Source organism: Algiphilus sp. (assembly GCF_023145115.1).
In the GTDB taxonomy this organism is placed as follows: Bacteria; Pseudomonadota; Gammaproteobacteria; order Nevskiales; family Nevskiaceae; genus Algiphilus.
Window position 1 is genome coordinate 59,659 of sequence record NZ_JAGLEJ010000037.1, and the last position, 19,513, is coordinate 79,171.

The following is a 19,513-nucleotide window of genomic DNA, read 5'->3' on the forward strand; positions in this document are numbered from 1 at the left end:
GAGCGCTCAGCCGCGCCGGCCGCCGAAGACGGCGAGCAACAGCCCGACGATGGCCGAACCCGCGCCCGCGGCGAGATAGAAGATCGTCTCGTCGCTGTAGTTGCCGGTAATCGCCTCGCCGATCTGCTCGGCGCCCGACTGCGTGGCGTTGTAGCCGAAGTAGAGCAGGATGACGCCCACCACGAGTAGCGCGATGCCGATAATTCGTCCGGTGCTCATGATCTTCTCCCTACTGGTTGTGCTTGCAGCTTAGCTGCTCTGGCGACCGCTGGACCGCGTCGCGGCTAACATGGCCGCTGATCATTCGGTGGGGAGGCCAAGGCCGTGGCGCAGGAGCAAGCTTCAACAGGCGCGCGCATGCGGCGCGTGGCGATCACCGTCGTGTTTCTCGGTGCACTGGCCGCCGCCGTCTGGTGGCTTCTGCCGCAGCCCTACCCGGCGGATCTCTCGCGCATTGGCCAGGGCCGGCCGGCGCTGGTGCTGGTCTACGACGCCGATCTCGTGGTCAGCGGCGACCAGGCTGCCGAGCTGGATGCCGCGCGCGACGCGCTGCAGCCGGGCATGGAAGTGCTCGTGGCGAACACGGGCCGGCCCGATGCCGCGCGCTTCATCGCGCAACACGATGCCCGGCCCGGCATGCTGCTGCATTTCGACGCCGAAGGCGCTCTGATCGAGCGCCTGTCGCCGGTAGTGCCCGCCGAGAAGCTGCGCCGAATCGCCGACTGAGGCCGAGCTAGCGCGTGTAGAGCGACTCGCTGCCGGTCAGATAGGCCGGCGCCTGCTTGCGCACGGTCTCGCGATCCATTTCCTCCGAGGCGATGTGGACTTCCTCCAGCACCTCGGCGAGTTCCTCGACCTCGTCCTCGATACGCGCCAGCGCGTTCTCGAGGGTGTAGGAAAGCTGGTGGATCTCGGTCATCTCGCTGGCGGTGAGCTCGTCGCGCTCGATGATGGTGCTCAGCTTGGCGTTGTATTCGCGCAGATGTGTCAGCGCTTCGGCGATCGTCTCGGAGCGCTCGCCTTCGAAGTGTTCCGGCCGGTCGTCGTCCGCCTGTGCGGCCGTGGCAGCGCAGAGCAGAGCGAATGCGGGGATGAGGAGCGAGGGGCGCATGGCATTTCCTTTAGCGCGAATGAGAATCATAATTATATCGCAGATCGGTGTGCACCAGCGCCGTCCTGCGCTTGCCGGCCGCTCCGTCGGTGTGCATGTCAGCGACGCTGGCGCGCTCCGCGCAGCATGCTGCGCACCAGCGCGAGTAGGGCGCCGCCGGTCAGCAGCCCCAGGAAGTAGACGCCCACGACGAGCAGCGCCACCGGCAGCTCGATACGCATGGCCAGAAAGCTGATCGTCACCAGCTTCAGGTTCTGGAAGGCGAAGATCGCGACCACGGCCGCGAAGACGACGATCAGCAAGCTGTAGACGAAGCGCATGGCAGTCTCACAGAGAACCAGTCAGCAGGCTGCGCAGCTGAACGGCAATGGTCAAGCTGTGGCGGCCTTCCGAGGCTGCGATCGGGACGCCTTGCCGTGCTTGTGACCTGCCTGCCGTTTCTCGGCCCATCGGAAACTTGAGAAGATGGCCTCTGCACACGGAGCAGAGGCAGATGAGGAAGAGTCGATTCAGCGAAGAGCAGATGGTACGGATCCTGCGGGAGACGGATGCCCGGCCGGTCAGCGAGGTCGCCAAGCAGCACGGTGTCAGCGAGCAGACGCTGTATTCCTGGCGCAAGCGCTTTGGCGGGCTGGAGACCGCGGATGTGAAGCGGCTTCGAGCTGTGGAGGCAGAAAACGCGCGCCTGAAGCGCTTACTGGCTGAGCGCGACCTGGAGGTCGACGCGCTCAAGGACATCGCCAAGGGAAAATTCTAGGCGCGCCCGCACGCCGACGGGCCGTGCAGCACGCGGTCCGACTCGGTGTGTCACAGAGGCGAGCGTGCGCGCTGCTTGCCGTTGCGAGATCCACGTTGCGTTATGAGTCGGTTCTGGAGAAGCGAGATGCCCCAGTCATTGCTGCCATGCGCCAGCTGGCCGCCCTATATCCGCGCTACGGCTACCGGCGCATTCGGATATTCCTGGCCAGAGAAGGTCATCCGATGAGCGTCGAGCGCTGCCACCGGCTCTGGTGCAAGGCCGGCCTCCAGGTGCCCCGTAAGCGACCGAGGAAGCGCGTGGCCGCTTCTCGCCCCAGGCCACTGGCACCCAGCATGCGTAACCAGGTGTGGGCCTATGACTTTGTGTTCGACGCCTGCGCCAATGGCCAGAAGCTCAAGTGTCTGACGATCATCGACGAGTACACCCGGGAGTGCCTGGCCATCGATGTGGCTGGCTCAATTCGCTCCGCGCGGGTCATCGAAATGCTGAGCCGACTGGTCTGCCGGCATGGTGCACCGCAGATTATTCGATCGGACAACGGGCCAGAGTTCGTCTCTCGCGCCGTCCTGCAATGGATCACCGACGCCCGAATCGACACCGCACACATCGAGCCAGGCAAGCCCTGGCAGAACGGCACGGACGAGAGCTTCAACGGCAAGCTGCGCGACGAATGCCTGTCGATGGAGTGGTTCCGCTCCCGCACGGAGGCCCGGGTCATCATCGAAGCATGGCGCCGCCACTACAACGCCGTCCGGCCGCATTCCAGCCTTGGCTACCGGACACCGAACGAGTACAAGGCTACCCTGAGCAACACCCACCAACCCGAGGCCGGATTCCAGGAATCAGTGGGCCGATAAAGGCAGGCAGGTCACTTGTCAGTCCGGCCGTTGCCTCGGCATGATTCCGGCGGTGCAGACACGGTCGGCGAGTTGGTTGGGGGAGAGGACAAATGAGTCTGCTGGAGCACGCGCGCCGCATGGCGGCCTACAACCGCTGGATGAACGAGCGGCTTTACGAACGCTGCGCGACGCTGTCCGAAGAGGAGCGCCGACGCGACATGGGCGCCTTCTTCCGCTCCGTGCACGGCACGCTCAATCACATCCTGCTGGCCGATCGCGTCTGGATGGGGCGCTTCCTGGGCGAGCCCTTCGTGGCGGATTCGCTCGACCAGGAGCTCTACGCCGACTTCGCCACGCTGCGCGCCGAGCGCGAGCGCGAGGACGCCCGCATCATTGCGTGGGTCGAGGGCCTTAGCCCCGAAACACTGGAAGGCGAGCTTTGCTACACGAGCATGGTCAACCCCGAGCCCAGGCGCTATCCCTACGCCTTGACCGTCTCGCACTTCTTCAACCACCAGACGCACCATCGCGGCCAGCTCACCACGCTGCTGATGCAATTGGGGCACGATCCGGGCGTCACCGATCTCATCTGGTTGCCGGAGGCCGCAGTGGGCGCACGTTCCTGACGCGTGTTCCCTGCTGCAGGGCGTGCCCGCGGGAGCCGGTCGCTCAGGCCAGGCAGATTCCCAGCGGCAGCAACACGTTCTGCGCGAAGGCCTTCAGCCCGCTGCCGTTGTCGGCAGTGACTTCAGGGGCGGCCTCGGCAGGGGCGAGGCGCAAGAGGCGATAGGTCTTCCAGTGGCGGAAGGCCTCGGCGTTGCGTTCGCCGCTGAGGTACTTGCGCTGGAAGCGCATCAGCTTGCGGCGCATGAGTCAGGCGACAAGGCGACTGCTCCAGGGGTGGCGCCGCCGGGCGTAGCGCTCGATGATCTCGGCGCCGGGGCCGATCAGCTCGCGCCGCAGCTGCTCGTAGAGTTCCAGCGTGGGCGCGATGCGCGGTGTCAGGTCTTCTTCCTGCTCGACGCGCAAGCCGGCCGCGGTCAGTGCGGGGTGCAGCTCGCGGTAGCGGTGCCCGCCGCCCATGGGCTCGCGGCCGGTAGCCTCGGTGCGGAAGAAGTCGCAGATGAGGATCTGCCCTGCCGGGTGCAACAGGCGTCGGGCCTGCGCCAGGGCGGTAGGCATCGGGATGTACTGGAAGCTCTCGCTGAAGAGCACGAGATCGAAATCGGCAGTCGGCTCCAGATCCTCCAGACGGCAGCAGTGCAGCCGCGCCCTGTCGCCGACACGCTCGCGGGTGCGCTCGGCCAGGACCCTGGAGGGCGATACACATTCGACCTCGTGGCCGCGTTCCAGCAGCTTCTCGGCCATGACACCGGCGCCGCAGCCGACATCCAGCACGCGCTGCGCTGTCGGCGGGATGCGCGCAAGCACGTATTCGGTGTAGCGACGCTGAGCCTCGGCGATATTGGATATCCGCACGGGAAGATCCTCGTCCCAGAGGCCGTAATGCAGCTCGTCGGTACCGGCACAGGAGCGCAGGGCGAGTAGCCCCAGCTCCAGGCCGAGTTCCCGGCTGTCGCTTTCGTGCTGGTCTGCCATGCTTCGGCGGCGCTTGGGCCGCGGGGGGATCGGCCCGCATCTTCCCCACGCCCTGCCGGTGCGTGTCAAGCCGTCCCGCAGTCCTTCGTCGGCGCCCACTGGGCGGGTTCCGTGGCCAGCCGGCCGAGCTGTGCCAGCGCTTCCGCGACCTCCGGCGTCCAGGGCTGCGCGCAGCTCAGGCGCAGGCAGTTGCGGTAGTGCTCCGTGGAGGAGAAGAAGGGCCCCGGGGCGAAGCTTATGCCGGAGGCAAGCGCTCGCTGCTGAAGGGCGAGGCTGTCGTGGCCAGTGGGCAATGCGACCCACACGACGAAGCCGCCGCGCGGCCGGGCGACCCGCGTACCTGCGGGGAAGTGGCGCCGCACGTGATTGATGACGCGCTGCACCTGCTGCTCCAGCCGTCGCCGCAGGCCCCGAAGGAAGCGCTCGTAGCCTCCCTGCTCCAGATAGTCGGCGACGGCGAGCGTTGCCATGCTGGCTGTGGCCTGGCCGGTTGCGTACTTGAGATAGGTCACGCGCTCGCGGTAGCGGCCGGGCGCGATCCAGCCCACGCGCAGGCCGGCGCCGAGCGTCTTGGAGAAGGAGCTGCAGTAGAGCACGCTGCCGTGGTCATCGTAGGCCTTGGCCGCCCAGGGGCGGGGCCCGTGGAAGCCCAGCTCGCCGAAGACGTCGTCCTCGATGAGCGGGACGTCGCGCGCCTGCAGCAGTGCCACCAGCTCGGCCTTGCGCGCATCGGGCGCAAGATGCCCGAGCGGGTTGCCGAAGCTCGGCATCATGACGCAGGCGCGGATCGGCCAGTTGTCCAGCGCGCGCGCCAGCGCCGCCGGCGACATGCCTTCGGTCGGGTCGGTGGCGATCTCCAGCGCCCGCATGCCTTGCGATTCGATGGCCTGCAGGATGCCGTAGAAGGCCGGAGATTCGATGGCCACGACATCCCCCGGCTCCGCCACCGCGCGCAGCGCCAGCAGCATGGCGTCCTGGCAGCCGCTGGTCAGCACGATGTCGTCCGGGCCGAGGGTACAGCCGGCCTGCGCCATGCGTCGGGCGACCTGCACGCGCAGCTCGGCGTTGCCGGGCGGGAAGTCGTAGGCGGCCACGCGCGCGCGCTGGCGACGCCGCACGCGGGCGAAGCTCCGGTCCAGCGCGGCAGAGGGCAGCAGGGCCGCCGCCGGTGCGGCGGCTCCGAAGGAGATCACGGCCGGGTCGTTGTGCGACTGCACCAGCTCCAGCACCCGCTCCTGGCCGGAGACCAGGCTCGGACCGGCGAGCGCTTCGTCGTTGTCCTCGGGCTCCGGCAGGTCACGCGCCCCGTCGCGCACGAAGAAGCCGGAGCGCGGGCGCGCCTCGAGGATCTCGCGCTGTTCCAGCAGCTCGCAGGCGGCGACGACGGTGGCGATGCTGACGCCGAACTGGCGGCGCAGCCGGCGCACGCCGGGGAGGCGGTCGCCGGGCGCATAGGTGCCCTGCTCGATCTGCTGCGCCAGTTCCGTGGCGACGCGCTCGTAAAGATGCTCGGCCATGGCGTGAGTCTAATCTGTACCGGTCGATAATGAGAGCAACTGCATCTGTATCGATTCCCTCGGACCGCGCACCATGCGCTTCCGTCGTGTGGCGACACCGGCGCGGCGCCTGAATCTATGCGCCGCTCCCTCTCTCGCCTTGCCGCACGCCAGAACATTCACGACAAGGAGCATTCATGTCCGAGGTTCTCAATGCCGATACCGGCAATCAGTATCGACAGTACACCCCCGATTTCGCCGATTACTGGGACGATCTGGTGGGTTGGGAAACGCGCCTGGCGCGCGAGGGCGCTTTCTATAACCGTCTGCTGAAGGCGCACGGCGCGCAGGAAGTGCTGGATATCGCCGCCGGTACCGGTGTCAATGCAGTCTCCCTGGCCAAGGCCGGCTTCCGCATGACCGCCGCCGACGGCTCGGAGAACATGGTCGCCAAGACCCGCCAGAACGCAAAGCAGTACGGCGTGCAGTTGACCGATACCCAGGTCGCCGACTGGCTGTCGCTGGATAAGCTGCTGGGCAGCGAGCGCTTCGATGCGGTCGTCTGCCTGGGCAATTCCTTCACCCATCTCTTCGACCACGAGGACCGGCGCACGGCGCTGCGCGCGATCTTCCGGGTGCTGCGCCCCGGCGGCATGCTGATCATCGACCAGCGCAACTACGACAGCATGCTCGATCAGGGCTACAGCTCGAAGCACGCGTACTGCTATACCGGTGACGGCGTCGATGTCGGGCCGGTGGAGCTCAACCGCAAGCTCGCGAAATTCGAGTACGTCTTCGCCGACGGTGCCCGCTTCCAGCTCAATATGTATCCGCTGCGCCAGGACTACCTCAGCCATCTGCTCGAGGACGCCGGCTTCGTGAACGTCGAGCGCTACGGCGACCTGCAGCGCCCCTATGCGCGCGATGAGGTCGATTTCGTCCAGCAGATCGCCTTCCGTCCGGCCTGAGTCGGAGTGGCCCGCGCGACAGCGCTATCCGGTCCGGTGGAGGGGCTTGGCGGGCCCGGTTGCGGGTCCGCCGGGCGCAGCGCCTACGCGGCGCCTCGGCCGAAGCAATGCGGGCAGCTTGCGGAGCGTCTCGCGCCAGTGCTGCGGCTCGTTGGGCTGCTGGAGGACCTCGCGCAGCAGGTGCTCCAGCCGCTCCAGCTCTACAGGTGTCGCCGCGACCTCGCTGCCCAGGTACAGGCCCGCCATCGACCAGTCGCCGAAGGCGCGTTCGGGGATCTCGCGTTGCAGCAGGATGCGGAATTCGAGATGACGAACATCGCGTCGTATATTGGTCGCCAGCTGCTCGACGGCGGAGCGCTCGCCCTCCAGCACCTGGATGAAGCGGTCCCCCAGCGTCAGGAAGATGCCGGTTATAGCGAAGGCCGTGTTGCGCGTCGCGAAGCGTTCGCACATCTCCCGGAAGTGCGCTTCGTCGGGCGCGACGCGTGCTCGGCTGCAGTAGCTCAGCTGGTAGAGCGAGCTGCCGGCAGTGTCGGGACTAGACATGGCGGGCGACCGAAAGGGCGGGCCTGCATCATCGGCAGCGCGAACCGCATCTCGCGATTGTGACAGCGTTATCGGTAGACGCGACCGGACCGACGGCCAGGCACCGGCCCTGGCGGGGCGAGCCGGCGCTCTATGCGCTAGCGATTGCGCGTCAGTCCGTAAGCGCTCTCCCATAACCGGCTCAGCCCCTTCTGGCGGAAGCGCTCGTTGTCGGCCAGCGTGTCTTTGCGCGCCAGGCATTCGACCGCGAAAGCCGGCTCGAAGAGCTGCCGGATCTCGCTATCCGGCACGCTGAAGGGTGGCCCGGCCATTTCGCTTTGATCGTAGTCCAGCGCCACAAGCAGGCCACGGCCGTCAGCCGGCAGCGCTTCAGTCAGTAAGGCCGCGAAGCGCTGGCGCATTGGTGGTGGCAGCGCGATCAGCGAGGCGCGGTCGTAGAGCGCCGAGCAGTCGGCCAGCACGGCCGCCGGCATCGCGAAGAAGTCGCCCACCCAGATAGCGATTCCGCCGGCGCTGTAGACAGTGAAGCCGTCGCGCTCATGGGTCTCCGGCTGCACGTCCTGCTCGGCGAAGAGGGCGCGTGCCGCCTTCTCGCTGAGTTCGACGCCGATGACGCTGTGCCCGCGTGCAGCCAGCCAGGCCATGTCCGGCGTCTTACCGCAGAGTGGCACCAGCACCTGCGCGTCGGGCGGGATTGCCAGCGTGGGCCAGTGCGCGGCGAGCAGCGGATTGCCGTCGGGCTGGTGAAAGCCGATTTCCTCATTGTCCCAGCGCGCAAGCCAGAAATCCGGATCCAATTGCGGCCTCCTGCCTTGAAAGTGTTTAGCGTAGCGCTTCGGCGAATCGATCGTGCCGATTGAGCAGAGGAGCTTCCATGTCTGACTTGAGAGATCCGCGCGTCTTCCTGGCCGCCGAGCGCACGCTGCTCGCCTGGCAACGCACGGCCCTGGCGCTCATTGGCTTCGGCTTTCTCGTGGAGCGCTCGGGCTTGCTGCTGGCGCTGCTTGCACCGGCAAAGGCACAGGGCACGCTCGGCCTTTACTGGCTGGGGCTGACCTTCATTGCTTTCGGCGTGGCGTTAGCGACGGTTTCCGCGTTGCAGCATCGCAGGCTGCTGCGCAGCCTGAATCCCGCCGAATACCCACCAGGCTACGGCACCTGGCTCGCACCGCTGGCCAGTGCGCTTATCGCCCTACTCGGCCTTGCCTTGGGACTGTACCTTGCACTGAATCGCTATTGAGCCTGGAGCCGCGACGACCGCTGTCAGTCGTGCCCCTTGCCGTGCTTGCCTTTCATGTGCCCGCCACCGCCGCGGCCGTGCCCTTTGGCATCGCCGCGGTGTTGGTCCTTCATCTCTTGCCGGTGTTGTTTGTGCGCTTCCGCCATTTTTTGGCGCTGCTCCGCAGTCAGAATGTTCGCCATCTGCTGCCGATGTTCGGCCCGCGTCGTGGCTGCCTTGACCTGGAATCGGGCGCGCTCCTCGGCCAGTTTGCGGCTGCGTTTTATGAAGTCCTTGGCAGTCGGATCCAGCGCGCGCTCGGCGGCTCGCAATTCACGCATCTTCTGGTGATGCGCGCGCATCTGCGGCATGTGTTCGCCGTGTAACTGCTTCAGCTCGGCCCGTTGGTCGTCGCTCAGCTCCAGCTTCTCCGCCCATTTCTGAAAATGCGTCTCGTGTTTGCCCTCGCCCTCAGCGAGGACGGATCCGCCCGCCATCAAGCCGGCGATCAACAAGGTGGTGCTGAAAATTCTTGGCATGGTCCGTCTCCGCTTTGTGCCGGGTCGAAGGGAGGCGTTGACCCGACCGTGTGACATTGGACCATCGTCGCGCCGAGTCGTGCGGTGGGCAGGCATTGGAAGCGAAATCGACTGGCCGAGGACCGCCCGCGGTCGTGCGCCAGGCTTCCTGCATCCGCTCGCGCAGAGCCCTTTTCTCTAGCTGCGCCAGCGAGCGATGCGGCGCCAGAGCCAGCCCGCCGGCCGATCCTCGCCGTCGAGCACGTAGGCGCCGTCGCTGGGGTCGTGGAGCGTGTACGCCAGCAGCCGCGGATGATCTTCATGCGCGCAGAGCAGCAGCTCGTCGCCGAGGGCAAGGGTGATGTCGGCGTCGGGCATCAGCAGGGGCCCATCGCCGTCGCGTTGCAGCATCAGCGCCAGCACGGGGAGTTGCCGCGTGCGATCGCGCGGGTCGCGCAGCAGCGTTGCCAGTGAGATGCGCTGGCCGGCCGCCAGCCGCTGGGCCAGCATGGGGGCCTCGGTGGCATTGAGGCGCAGCGACCAGGTGGCGGGCGTGCGCTCGCCGCATCGCGCGCGTATCTGCTCCAGCGTGGCGGCGGCGCGGGGCTCGTCCTCGCTGCGCATGCGCGCCAGGAAGTCGGCGAGCAGCGGTTCGTGGATCAGCGGCAGCATGCGCCATACCGCCATGCGGTTGACCTCCATGATCAGGTCGATGTGCGCTGCCTTGTAGATGGTGCTGTCGGCGCGCTGATCCTGCCGAGCGATGACGTAGATGTCGGGGTTGAGCGCGCGCGCCGTCATCACCGCCGACAGCGTGTTGGGGTCCGAGTCCAGCCCGCAGGCGATGCCGACTGCCGTTTCGATGCCGGCCTCGCGCAGCGGTCCGGCGACCGTGCCGCGACCGACGACGCCGCCCTCCGGCACCTTGGCCGGGTTGCTGTCGATGACGGTGACGCGGTTGCCGGCTTCCTCCAGGGCGCTGGCAGTGGCTTGTCCGAAGCGGCCGTAGCCGCAGACGATCCAGTGGCCGCGCGGAGGCGGCGTGGGTCCCTGGCGCTCGTAGCCGGGCAGGCTGATCAGCCAGGCGTGCAGCAGGTGCAGGCTCGGCCGTGTCTGCGTCATCAGCAGATGCTCGCCGAAGACCGAATAGGCGTGAATGACGTCGTCGGTGTCGAAGGAACTGAGGTTGTCGGCGGCTTCGGTGGTGCCGGCCCGGGCGATGACGTGCAGCTCCGGTCGGATGAGCTTGGCGGTGACCGAAATGCGGATGTTGTCGTCGTTGTCGTCGGTCATCGCCACCACACCCCGGCACAGGCGGCGACGCATGCCGGATTCGAGCAGATGCAGGGTCTCGCTGGCGTTGCCGCAGAGCGCCGGGATGCGCGGGCCGTAGTTCTCGATCTGCAGCTGGCTGATCTCCGACTGGCGCCGATCGAGCAGCACCACCTGCACGCCACGGCGTACCAGCGCGTTGACCAGCAGCTTGCCGGTTTCGCCGTAGCCGCAGATGACCCAGAAGGGCGTGTTCAGTCGTCGCACCGCGCGGACAAAGCGCGCTTCGCCCACGGCGTTGCGGAAGCTGTCCTCCTGTACCAGCGCAAAGATGCGGCCGATGGCGTAGAGCCAGGCCGTCACCGTCAGGAAGATGCAGAGTGTGACCCACAGCCGCTGCGCCGGCGTGAAGGCGTAGGGAATCTCGCCGAAGCCGATCGTCGAGCCCATGTAGGACACGAAGTAGAAGGCGTGCAGGAAGTCATAGCGCCAGGGCTGGCCCTGGTCGTCGACGCCCGGGATGAGCACGAGCCCGCCCACCGACACGGCATAGGCGCCGATGAGCACGAGCAGCGGCGTGCGCAGACGCCGCAGGACCAGCCAGATGATGGTGTCCACGGCCGCCTACCGGCGCAGCGTGAAGCTCTCGATGATCAGGATCGTGACCGAGGCGATGTTGGCCAGCAGCGCGCCCGCGGCCAGCGAGACGACGCTGGCGATCACGCCCGGGGTCGTGCCGATGCCCAGTACCTGCGTGGCGACACCCCAGACCAGCGCCGCGGCGATGAGCTGCAGGTCCGCGACCAGGCTGGCCGCCAGTAGCAGCGCGCCGATGTGCGAGCGGTCACCGATCTTGAGCACGGTGGCGATCAGGCTGACGACCAGCGCCGCGAAGAGCTCGTAGGCGCCGTGATGCGCCGGGTTGTCGATCTCGCCGAGCACGAAGCCGAAGTTCAGCGTCAGCGCCAGCAGCACGAAGAAGCCGAAGACGACCTTTTCCGTATTCATTCCCTGTCCTCTCGCCAAGAGCAGCCGCGGGGGGCGGCTGCGCCGGAGTCAGGTTAAACCGGCGCCGCTTCGCGTGCTGCGGGCGTACAGTGGCTCAGAGGCGGTCGCCGAAGCGATCCACCGCCGTCAGCCGCTGGCCGTCGGGGTCCGGGCTGGCGTCGCCCGGGATCCAGGCGGCCATGCACTGGCGGTCGAGCACGCAGGGGTCGGTGAGCGCCTCCAGGAAGGCGACGAGGGCGTCGACGTCGCGGTCGGTCAGGCTGACGGTCGGCAGCTTGGTGTCACCGCTGGCGCGTGCGGCATCCAGATGGGCCAGCGCCGCCTCGGTATGGGCACGGGCGCGGGGGTATAGCTGCTCTCCGTTGCCTTCGAACTGGTCGAGCTGCCCCAGGCCGAAGTCGAAGGCGGCCACGGCGCTGTGCGCGTCCAGGTGGTGCAGCACCGTCTCGCGCAGGCTGTCGTAGGCGCCGGCGTGCCCGAAGGGACCGGTGACGGCGACGTTCAGCAGCGTCGGCGTGCGGAAGGCGAAGCGCTCGGCCGCAATGCCGGTCTCGCGGTAGCGGCCGAAGTCGCCGTCGCCGTCGTCCCCCTTGCCGGGGCCGATCTGGGGCATGGCGATGTTGTGGAAATCCTCGTCGGTGAAGAAATCGCCGCTGTGGCAGCTCGCGCAGCCCGCGCCGCCGGCCTCCGGCGCGCGGAAGAAGACGAGGGCGCCGCGCTTCTGCTGATCGTCGAGCGCGCTCGTATCGCCCTGTACGTAATCGCGCCAGGGTGTCGCGACGAAGGTCTGCGAGCGCTGATAGGCGGCCAGCGCCTCGGCGATGTTGGCGTAGGTGATCAGGCTTTCGGCGGGCTCATCGCTGCCGAAGGCGGCGCGGAAAGCGGTCAGCCACTGGCTGCCGGGCAGCTCCGCCTGTGCGTTGCCGTAGCCGCCCAGCCGCTCGGCGAGATGCCGGCGCACGTCGGCGTTGTTTCCGCTCGCCTCGAAATGCTCGCCGCGCATCTCCTCCATGGAGGTCACCGGGAAGCGCGCCTGCGCGGCCAGCAGATCGATGCCGGCCGCCGGGTCGGCGCTGCCCAGCGCGACGTCCGGGGTGCGAATGCCGCTGCCGCGCCCCGCCATGCCGGCTTCCTTGCCCAGGCTCTCGACGCGGCCGTCGAGGAAGAGGTACTGGTCCCAGAGGGCGGTGTTGAAGGTGGTGGGCGCGTTGCGCGGCACGGTGGGCTGGGCGCCGGGGTGGCGCCGTCCCGGGCCGAGCAGATCGGGATCCACGGCGCCGACCCCGATCGAGAGCGAAAGATCGTCGCCGCCGCCTAGCATGGGGTGGTGGCAGCTCACGCAGGCGGCGTCGCTGTCACCGCCGAGCGCCTTGCTGAAGAAGAGCTGCATGCCGAGCTGTGCCAGCGGATCGTCAATGCCCGGAAGCTGACGACCGGCGCCGGGATCGCCGCTGAGTCCGCGCGCTTGGATCTCCGCGTGCAGTGCAGCGTCGACGCTGGATTCCCCGCCCTGGCCGCGCGTGGCGACCCCGTCACAGGCTGCCAGTAGCGCAGCTGCGCCGAGCGCCACGATGATCTTGGTATGCATGATGCTGCGCTTTCCCTTGTTGCGATGATGAGCAGTGCGCAGCCAGTTCGCTGATGCACGGCAACAGAATAGGGCGCCGGCTGAAAGGCGGGGACAGGGTGTGTCGGCTGGGCGCTACCTTCGGTCGGTTTCGGCGGCGTTACCGCGATCGCTCGCAGGTTTAAGAGCCCAGAACGAGATTGCGGCTTGCCGAGGCGTCGGCCTAGGGGCCCCAAAAACCTTCCTTTAGAAAGGCGAGCATTGCCGGCCATCGCGTTCCAATAGCGTTAAGAAACAGCTGCCCGTGGCCCGCGTGATGCTTCCGTGCATCGCATGCCGATTCGGGGCGGTTGTGGTGAACGCAACATGGTGAATGGGTGGAATTATGAGCAACACGATGACGCAGACTGACGCCGCAGACCCTCTGGCCGGATATCGGGACGGAAAGCGCTATTTCTGGCCCCTGGCGGCCGTGTGGGTCATGACGCCGGTTATCGGCATCTACCTGGCCCAAGTCACCGGTGTCCAGAGCCTTACCTGGTTGACCGTCGGGGTCTGGTTCCTGGTGCTGCCGTTGCTGGATTGGCTCCTCGGAGAAGATGGCAGCAACCCACCGGAAGGGGCTATTCAGGCGCTGGAGTCGGATCGCTATTACCGCTTTCTGACCTACATGACGGTGCCGCTGCACTACGTCACGCTTGTGGTGGGAGCTTGGGCGGTTGCCACGCTCGGGTTTCACTGGCTGGCCTACTTGGGCGCCGCATTGTCGGTGGGCATCATCAACGGTCTGGCGATCAACACCGGTCATGAGCTGGGCCACAAGAAGAGCCGCTTGGAAAAGAACCTGGCGAAGGTGTGCCTGGCCGTGACCGGCTACGGCCACTTCCTGACTGAGCACAACAAGGGGCATCACAAAGACGTGGCCACTCCCGAGGATCCTGCCTCTGCGCGCATGGGCGAAAGCATCTATCGCTTTGCGCTGCGCGAGATTCCGGGGGCATGGCGCCGCGCCTGGAACACCGAGAAGCTGCGTTTGCAGCGCCAGGGCAAGGGAACCTGGAGCCCGGATAATGAGGTGTTGCAACCGCTCGCCATCACGGTATTCGTTTATGGCGGTCTGATAGCCGTATTCGGGCCCATCGTGGTGCCCTTCCTGTTGATCAGCATGGCCTATGGTTACTGGTTCCTGACCAACGCCAACTACATCGAGCACTACGGATTGCTTCGTCAGAAGCAGCCGGATGGCCGCTACGAACGCTGCCAGCCGGCGCATTCCTGGAACAGCAACCACCTCATGTCCAATCTCGTGCTCTTCCATTTGCAGCGGCATTCGGATCATCACGCCTGGCCGACTCGGCGGTATCAGTCGCTGAGGGATTTCGACGATATTCCTACGCTGCCCTCGGGCTATCCCGGGATGTATGGCCTGGCACTGGTCCCGCCCCTGTGGCGGGCGGTCATGGACCCGCGGGTTCTGGAGACCTATGACCGCGATGTGACCAAGGCCAACATCGACCCGGCCAAGCGCGAGCGTTACCTGCGCCGTTATTCGGATTACGACGGCGCATCAATGAGCGCCTGAGGGGTGCACAGGCCACACTGACTGCGGGGGCTTCGTTGTCGCCGCAGTTCAGTGGGCTCCGGTGCGCGCTAGATCGCGCCCGAAGTGCCGGCAGGGGCGCGCATCAGCTGTCAATCAGCTGGAGATGGCGGGCCTGCGCAATGGCCGCAACGCGATTGCTCACGCCCAGCTTCCCGTAGACGTTGCGAAGGTGCCACTTGAGCGTGCCCTCGCTGATGAACAGCGAATCGGCAAGCTGGCGATTGGAAAGCCCCGACTGCAGCCTGTTCAGGATGTGCGCTTCTCGTGTCGTGAGCGGCTCGATAAGCGGCCGCCCGTCTGTCGCCGAGCTTTCGGCCCGCGGCTCCGCTTGATCCCGTCCGGTCAGTCCGACTGCTGCCGCCAGCTTGTCGAGATAGGCGCGACGGACCGGTCGCTTGTCATCATCCTTCTGGCCATGCCTCTGAAGATAGTTGCTTAGTAGCGTCCGCAGTGGCGGCCCCTCGTCGACAAAGGTACGTACGTATCCCTCGGGCAGGGCGATGTCCAGGGCGTCATGAAACACGGTGAGTGCGTTGTCGGTCTCTCCGGATTCCTGCAGTGCCATGGCCTGAATGAGCAAGAGTTCGACCTGCTTCTTTTTCTGGCCGGTACGTTGGGCGCGTTGCAGAACGGGCATCAGCAGCTCACAGGCGACGTTGGCATGCCCTTTCAGTAGCGCGATCCTTGCGTGAATGCGCCCGGACTTATCCGCCAGCGACCGGTCGAAGCCATGCACGGAACTCCTGGCCGGGGCCCCGCTTTCCATTTCCTCCCAGAGCGCTTGCGCCTGAGTCAGCTCGCCTTGGCGCAGGAGCAGCACCACGCGCTCGGCGCGAAGCGAGATCGTCAAGCGGGGGAGCCCTTGCGCCGTACCCATGGCTTCGCCCTCGGCCAGGGTCTCCAGCGCATCCAGATGCGCAAGCTGTACGGTCTGCAATCGGGCCAGCGTGACGTACCCGACGATCATAGGGTCGGTCGAGCTTTCCTCGATCAGGGTGGTTAAGCCGCGATCGATGGCATGGGCGGCGTCGGACATGCGGTCGAACTCGTAGAGCAGGCCGGCGCGCATGGCGTGCAGCATCATTACCGATCGAGACCATTTGCCCAGTACCGGATCCAGCTCCGCCAGGTATTGGTCACATTCGTGCAGCGCTTGCCGGTAGTCCCCGCACTTGATCAGGTTCGCGACGGTCAGCATATGGGCCCATGCAAGGGCGTAGTAGCCGCCGCATTCCCGTCCAAGCGCTTGAGCCGTGCGTGCGTGTCCAACGCCGTCGTTGAAGTTGCCCAGTGCCTTGGTGGAAAAAGCCAGAACGCAGTGCGCGGCAGCCTTATCGAAACTGTTGGCGTCTGGCCACCTTGTCAGCCAGCGTTGCGTGCGCGACGTGCTCTCCTCGGCGTGATCGCGCAGCGCTGGCTCGATGCAGCGCTGAAGCTCAATGGCTTCCTCGAGCTGCCCCGCAGTGATCGCGCTCTCGGCGTCCTGCTCACGGTGTTGCTTGCTGGTGAGCGGGTATTGCTCCAGCTCACGGCGGATGCGCTCGGCTTCGTCGTGGCGTCGCACGAAATCCAGGGACCAAGCCTGCTGCAGGCGAATCTCGGGAAATCGCTTGATGGTCTCAGCCGGTAGCTTGTTGACCCAGCGCAGATAGGTGGTGTGGCGCCCGAAGATGCGGGTGGTTTCTGCCGCGTGCTCGTTGATCAGCTTCGTGGCAGCGTCCAGGGCATCCGCATCCAGGCAGACTTCGATAGCGCCCTCGATCCTTCCCCGGCTCACCAGCCATTCGACAGCCCTTTCGCGCGCCCGGGCCACTTCCCCGCTAGCGGATTGCTTGAACTGCTGGAGCAGGAAGTCTCGCACCAAGGGGTGCAGAACGTAGATGGGCTCTTCGGCGTTGTCACGACTGATCGGAAGCGCCCGGTGCTCGAGTTCCTCCAGGAGCTTGCCGGCATCCTCCATGTCTGCCACGTACGTCGCGAGCTCGAGCGAAAACTGGCGGAGCAACGACAGGCGAAGAAGCAGCTGATGAACACGATTCGGCAGCTGAGCGAGAAGGGCTTCGTTCAGGTAATCCGTTAAGGACCGCGGGCCCTCGGCGAGTCCGGTGAAGAAGGCGTCCTGCGACGCTTCATCCTCTTGAAGCGACAGTGCTACCAAGCGCACGACTGCGGGCCAGCCATCGGTCCGCTGCAGCAGCTGGGTAACCAGCTCTTTGCGCGGTTGAATCTTGTGTTGCTGCAACAGCTCCTTGGTTTCCGCCTCGGTAAATGCCAGTTCCTGCACCCCGAACTGGTACAGGCGCCCCTCGAGCAGAGGCTTGCTCAGAGCCGCGGCGGGGTGGGAGCGGCCGCTGACGACAAGCAGCAGCCGCTCCGGCTGATAGCGAAGCATCAATCCCAGGGCCGAGGTCGTCGAACGGCCCTTTAGATGGTGTGCATCGTCGATGAACAGTGCGGTCCGAAAGGGTTGCGCGTCCAGCTCGGCGAGCAATGCCTTGACAAGCGCGAGTCGTCCCTCGCCGCCATAACTGTCCAGAACGGTTTCGCCGCTTTGCACATCCTGCAGGCCAACGGCAGCGGCGAGCTCCATGAGAAGGTTGTCGCCGTCGTCGTCATAGGGCTCGGCAGTCAAATGGATGATCCGGTGCCCGCTGTCTCGTCCTTGCTTGCTCCACTGGCTCAGGAGCGTCGACTTCCCGAAGCCTGCGCCGGCGCCAAGCGCAACCACAGGCTGGGAGGCTTCCCAGACCTCTGCGGGAAGTTGCAGCCGCGGGCGCGCCAGTTCCCAGGAGGGGAATGTCGTTCCTGCTTCCACTTTCGCCGCCTTCGAGTCGGTCGTCATGCCCTACAAAAGCTCCAGCTGTGGCTTGGCTCGAGCGCCGAGCATCGCAGACTGTGGGGTGGCGCAGCTTCACGTTTGCGGTTCAGCGCCACCTCCTCGCCTTGCGTCAATCGTGGCCGATTAACGAAGGCTTGCGCAGGCTTGAGCTTACATCGGCAGCCTTAGGGAATGTCTGATCAAAGTCGGATGAGTGACCGCGAAGACATTGCAGGCTGCACACCGGGTGAAATGAAGGCTGTTTCGGGGGCTTCAGCCTCTGCAGAAGCCCGATTTCGTTGTCATTGGACGCACCTATCCTGCCGCCAGCAGCTGTCTTCGGGCCGCCACGAGGTTGGCCATGGCAAACAGGCTGTGCAGGTGCGCGGTGTTCTTGGTCAGGCCGCGATAGCGGACCTTGGTGTAGCCGAACTGGCATTTGACAATCCGAAACGGATGCTCGACCCGGGCTCTCAGAGACGCCAGACGTCGGTTGGCGGCGCGCTGCCATTCCAGCAGCGCCTTGCCGGCACTGCGCACGTAAGGCGTGACGATGCGCGGTCCACTATCGGGCGCCGGGGCATCCAGGCTGCGGCCCGTGCGTCGATAGCCGGCATCGCCCAGCACGATGCGTTCTTCGCCGTGCAGCAGGGCTTCGGTCTGGGTGATGTCGGCGACTTTGGCCGTTGTGCCGATAACGGTGTGCACGAGGCCACTGTGGGCATCGGCGCCGATATGCGCCTTGCAGCCGAAGTACCACTGGTTGCCCTTGCGCGTCTGACTCATGTCGGGATCCCGCGTACCGCTCTGGTTCTTCGTCGAGCTGGGCGCGTGGATCAGCGTGGCGTCCACCAGCGTGCCTTCGCGCAGCATCAGGCCCCGCTCGCGCAGGTGGGCATTGACCTCGGCAAAGATCTGCTCGGCCAGCCCGTGCCGCTCCAACAGCCGCCGGAACTGCAGGATCGTGCTCTCGTCAGGCACCGCCTCATCCGTCAGCGTGATGCCGGCAAAGCGGCGCATGGCATCGGAGTCGTAAAGCGCCTCTTCGGCGCCTGGATCCGACAGCCCGTAGAACTGCTGCAGGCAGTAGATGCGCAGCTTGGTGGCCAGCGACAGCGGCCGGCGCCCCGGCTTGCCCGCCTTGGGCTTCGGGTAGTGCGGCGCAATCAACGCCTCCAGGCGCGACCACGGAATAACCGCATCCATCTCCGCCAGAAACTTCTCGCGGCGCGTCACCTTCTTCTTGTGCGCCTGCTCAAGATCCGCGAACGTCCGCTGCTTCATCGACTGGCTCACCATCGTCTCCGTGCCCCGGCATCATCCCAGATCGGGGCGATTGATCAGAGTTTCCTTAGGTCCGCTTGATGGCGCCGAGGCGCCGCTCGTGTGCCCTGGCTTGGTGTAGCTCTTTGAGCCGACGTTCGCTCCTGAGCTTCGATCCCCTCCTTTAGTTGGGCGTCCCAGACGCAGCGTCTGACGTTTAATAGCCACCTGCTTCATAGCTTGCGTATTACTCAATAGCGCGACCTCACCCCGCCACCGGGAGCCTGCAGCGAAGAACCTGCGGTGTCGGTGGCGCAGATCAGCCGCGCTGAAACATCGGCGATGTTGTGCCCGGTCCCGTCCAGGAGGTCCTGATGTCCGCAATGCAGTATCAATGCCCCGGCTGCGGGTACATCTATGATGAAGCCGAAGGCGATGAGCGGGAGGGCTTCCCGCCGGGGACGCCATGGAGCGCGATTCCCCAGGACTGGTTCTGTCCCGACTGCGCGGTGCGCGACAAGCCCGATTTCGTCGCGCTCACGCAAGGCGAGGCGAAGGGGGAGGCCCGGTCCGCCTCATGATCGACGGATCTTCCCTGCTCGGCGCCGCCCGCTGGTGCGCTAGATGACGGCGAGCCGGAAATGGCAATGCGCTGTATGCGGCTTCATCTACGACGAGGCCGTCGGTTTGCCCGAGGACGGGATACCGCCAGGCACGGCTTGGGACGATGTTCCCGACGACTGGATGTGTCCGGATTGCTCGGCGCCCAAGTCCGATTTCGACATGGTGGAGGTTGCGCGTTGAGTTGAAACGCTTCTGAGAGGGAGAGCGGCGGGCGACGCCTGCCCGTTCGTGCATCGAATCAATCGTGACGATCGTGCTGTCAGGACGAGATCGCGCATCTAGCGCGGCATAAGCACGTATCG

The 19,513-nt window shown here is 66.0% G+C and carries 22 protein-coding genes; 8 read left to right on the forward strand and 14 right to left on the reverse strand.

The features are described from left to right. Window positions 1–6: 6 nt before the first annotated feature. The gene (locus KAH28_RS12185; RefSeq protein WP_290576978.1) at window positions 7–219 is read right to left on the reverse strand and encodes a DUF3185 family protein; all 213 of its coding nucleotides are present in this window, start codon (window positions 217–219) and stop codon (window positions 7–9) included. Between the two features lie 105 nt (window positions 220–324). Here KAH28_RS12185 and KAH28_RS12190 point away from each other — a divergent pair, with 105 nt between their 5' ends. Beyond that, the gene (locus KAH28_RS12190) at window positions 325–726 is read left to right on the forward strand and encodes a hypothetical protein (RefSeq protein WP_290576980.1); all 402 of its coding nucleotides are present in this window, start codon (window positions 325–327) and stop codon (window positions 724–726) included. Window positions 727–733: 7 nt separating this feature from the next. On the opposite strand, the gene KAH28_RS12195 is transcribed toward KAH28_RS12190, so the two are convergent. Both KAH28_RS12195 and KAH28_RS12200 read right to left on the reverse strand, forming a co-directional pair. After that, complete coding sequence (locus KAH28_RS12195) at window positions 734–1,111, reverse strand: DUF6746 family protein (RefSeq protein ID WP_290576981.1); 378 nt, start codon at window positions 1,109–1,111, stop codon at window positions 734–736. Between the two features lie 98 nt (window positions 1,112–1,209). Further along, on the reverse strand, window positions 1,210–1,431 hold the full coding sequence (locus tag KAH28_RS12200; RefSeq protein WP_290576982.1) for a hypothetical protein: 222 nt from the start codon (window positions 1,429–1,431) through the stop codon (window positions 1,210–1,212). A gap of 173 nt (window positions 1,432–1,604) precedes the next feature. On the opposite strand from KAH28_RS12200, the gene KAH28_RS12205 reads away from it, so the two are divergent. Next, a protein-coding gene (locus KAH28_RS12205) for an IS3 family transposase (protein WP_290576983.1) occupies window positions 1,605–2,728 on the forward strand; the annotation gives its coding sequence in 2 pieces (ribosomal slippage) (window positions 1,605–1,857 and window positions 1,857–2,728; 1,125 coding nt in all). A gap of 92 nt (window positions 2,729–2,820) precedes the next feature. Continuing rightward, window positions 2,821–3,336 (forward strand): DinB family protein, encoded by a 516-nt coding sequence (locus tag KAH28_RS12210; protein WP_290576984.1) that lies wholly within the window; start codon window positions 2,821–2,823, stop codon window positions 3,334–3,336. Between the two features lie 43 nt (window positions 3,337–3,379). Here KAH28_RS12210 and KAH28_RS12215 read toward each other — a convergent pair whose 3' ends face one another. The 3 genes from KAH28_RS12215 to KAH28_RS12225 form a co-directional block, all read right to left on the reverse strand. Then, window positions 3,380–3,580: a hypothetical protein gene (locus KAH28_RS12215; RefSeq protein ID WP_290576986.1), complete on the reverse strand. Its 201-nt coding sequence runs from the start codon at window positions 3,578–3,580 to the stop codon at window positions 3,380–3,382. A gap of 3 nt (window positions 3,581–3,583) precedes the next feature. Continuing rightward, on the reverse strand, window positions 3,584–4,309 hold the full coding sequence (locus KAH28_RS12220; RefSeq protein ID WP_290576988.1) for a class I SAM-dependent methyltransferase: 726 nt from the start codon (window positions 4,307–4,309) through the stop codon (window positions 3,584–3,586). Window positions 4,310–4,374: 65 nt separating this feature from the next. Further along, window positions 4,375–5,826 (reverse strand): PLP-dependent aminotransferase family protein, encoded by a 1,452-nt coding sequence (locus tag KAH28_RS12225; RefSeq protein WP_290576990.1) that lies wholly within the window; start codon window positions 5,824–5,826, stop codon window positions 4,375–4,377. 176 nt (window positions 5,827–6,002) lie between these two features. On the opposite strand from KAH28_RS12225, the gene KAH28_RS12230 reads away from it, so the two are divergent. Further along, the gene (locus KAH28_RS12230; RefSeq protein WP_290576992.1) at window positions 6,003–6,773 is read left to right on the forward strand and encodes a class I SAM-dependent methyltransferase; all 771 of its coding nucleotides are present in this window, start codon (window positions 6,003–6,005) and stop codon (window positions 6,771–6,773) included. A 24-nt stretch (window positions 6,774–6,797) separates the two neighbouring features. Here the strand turns inward: KAH28_RS12230 and KAH28_RS12235 are convergent, their stop codons facing one another. Continuing rightward, window positions 6,798–7,319 carry a BLUF domain-containing protein gene (locus KAH28_RS12235; RefSeq protein ID WP_290576994.1) on the reverse strand — a complete coding sequence of 174 codons (522 nt, stop codon included), beginning with the start codon at window positions 7,317–7,319 and terminating at the stop codon, window positions 6,798–6,800. A 137-nt stretch (window positions 7,320–7,456) separates the two neighbouring features. After that, window positions 7,457–8,116, reverse strand: coding sequence for a thiopurine S-methyltransferase (locus KAH28_RS12240; RefSeq protein WP_290576996.1), 660 nt, complete (start codon window positions 8,114–8,116; stop codon window positions 7,457–7,459). Window positions 8,117–8,193: 77 nt separating this feature from the next. On the opposite strand from KAH28_RS12240, the gene KAH28_RS12245 reads away from it, so the two are divergent. Continuing rightward, window positions 8,194–8,559, forward strand: a complete 366-nt coding sequence (locus KAH28_RS12245) for a DUF202 domain-containing protein (RefSeq protein ID WP_290576998.1) — start codon at window positions 8,194–8,196, stop codon at window positions 8,557–8,559. A gap of 23 nt (window positions 8,560–8,582) precedes the next feature. On the opposite strand, the gene KAH28_RS12250 is transcribed toward KAH28_RS12245, so the two are convergent. From KAH28_RS12250 to KAH28_RS12265, 4 genes are all read right to left on the reverse strand, one after another. Further along, window positions 8,583–9,077 (reverse strand): Spy/CpxP family protein refolding chaperone, encoded by a 495-nt coding sequence (locus KAH28_RS12250; protein WP_290577000.1) that lies wholly within the window; start codon window positions 9,075–9,077, stop codon window positions 8,583–8,585. Between the two features lie 177 nt (window positions 9,078–9,254). Then, a complete protein-coding gene (locus KAH28_RS12255) occupies window positions 9,255–10,946 on the reverse strand; it encodes an NAD(P)-binding protein (protein ID WP_290577002.1) in 1,692 nt (563 codons plus the stop codon). 6 nt (window positions 10,947–10,952) lie between these two features. Next, the gene (locus tag KAH28_RS12260) at window positions 10,953–11,336 is read right to left on the reverse strand and encodes a DUF6394 family protein (protein ID WP_290577004.1); all 384 of its coding nucleotides are present in this window, start codon (window positions 11,334–11,336) and stop codon (window positions 10,953–10,955) included. A gap of 94 nt (window positions 11,337–11,430) precedes the next feature. Continuing rightward, window positions 11,431–12,924, reverse strand: coding sequence for a cytochrome c peroxidase (locus KAH28_RS12265; protein WP_290577006.1), 1,494 nt, complete (start codon window positions 12,922–12,924; stop codon window positions 11,431–11,433). Between the two features lie 376 nt (window positions 12,925–13,300). Between KAH28_RS12265 and KAH28_RS12270 the strand changes: the two genes are divergently transcribed. Further along, a complete protein-coding gene (locus KAH28_RS12270) occupies window positions 13,301–14,485 on the forward strand; it encodes an alkane 1-monooxygenase (protein WP_290577008.1) in 1,185 nt (394 codons plus the stop codon). A 103-nt stretch (window positions 14,486–14,588) separates the two neighbouring features. On the opposite strand, the gene KAH28_RS12275 is transcribed toward KAH28_RS12270, so the two are convergent. Together KAH28_RS12275 and KAH28_RS12280 are read right to left on the reverse strand one after the other, a co-directional pair. Then, on the reverse strand, window positions 14,589–17,348 hold the full coding sequence (locus KAH28_RS12275; RefSeq protein WP_290577010.1) for a LuxR C-terminal-related transcriptional regulator: 2,760 nt from the start codon (window positions 17,346–17,348) through the stop codon (window positions 14,589–14,591). 291 nt (window positions 17,349–17,639) lie between these two features. Beyond that, entirely contained in the window at window positions 17,640–18,608 is a 969-nt protein-coding gene (locus KAH28_RS12280; protein ID WP_043770774.1) for an IS5 family transposase, read from the reverse strand. 353 nt (window positions 18,609–18,961) lie between these two features. Here KAH28_RS12280 and KAH28_RS12285 point away from each other — a divergent pair, with 353 nt between their 5' ends. Beyond that, entirely contained in the window at window positions 18,962–19,168 is a 207-nt protein-coding gene (locus tag KAH28_RS12285) for a rubredoxin (protein WP_043769844.1), read from the forward strand. 43 nt (window positions 19,169–19,211) lie between these two features. Beyond that, on the forward strand, window positions 19,212–19,391 hold the full coding sequence (locus tag KAH28_RS12290; RefSeq protein WP_043769847.1) for a rubredoxin: 180 nt from the start codon (window positions 19,212–19,214) through the stop codon (window positions 19,389–19,391). Window positions 19,392–19,513: the final 122 nt, after the last annotated feature.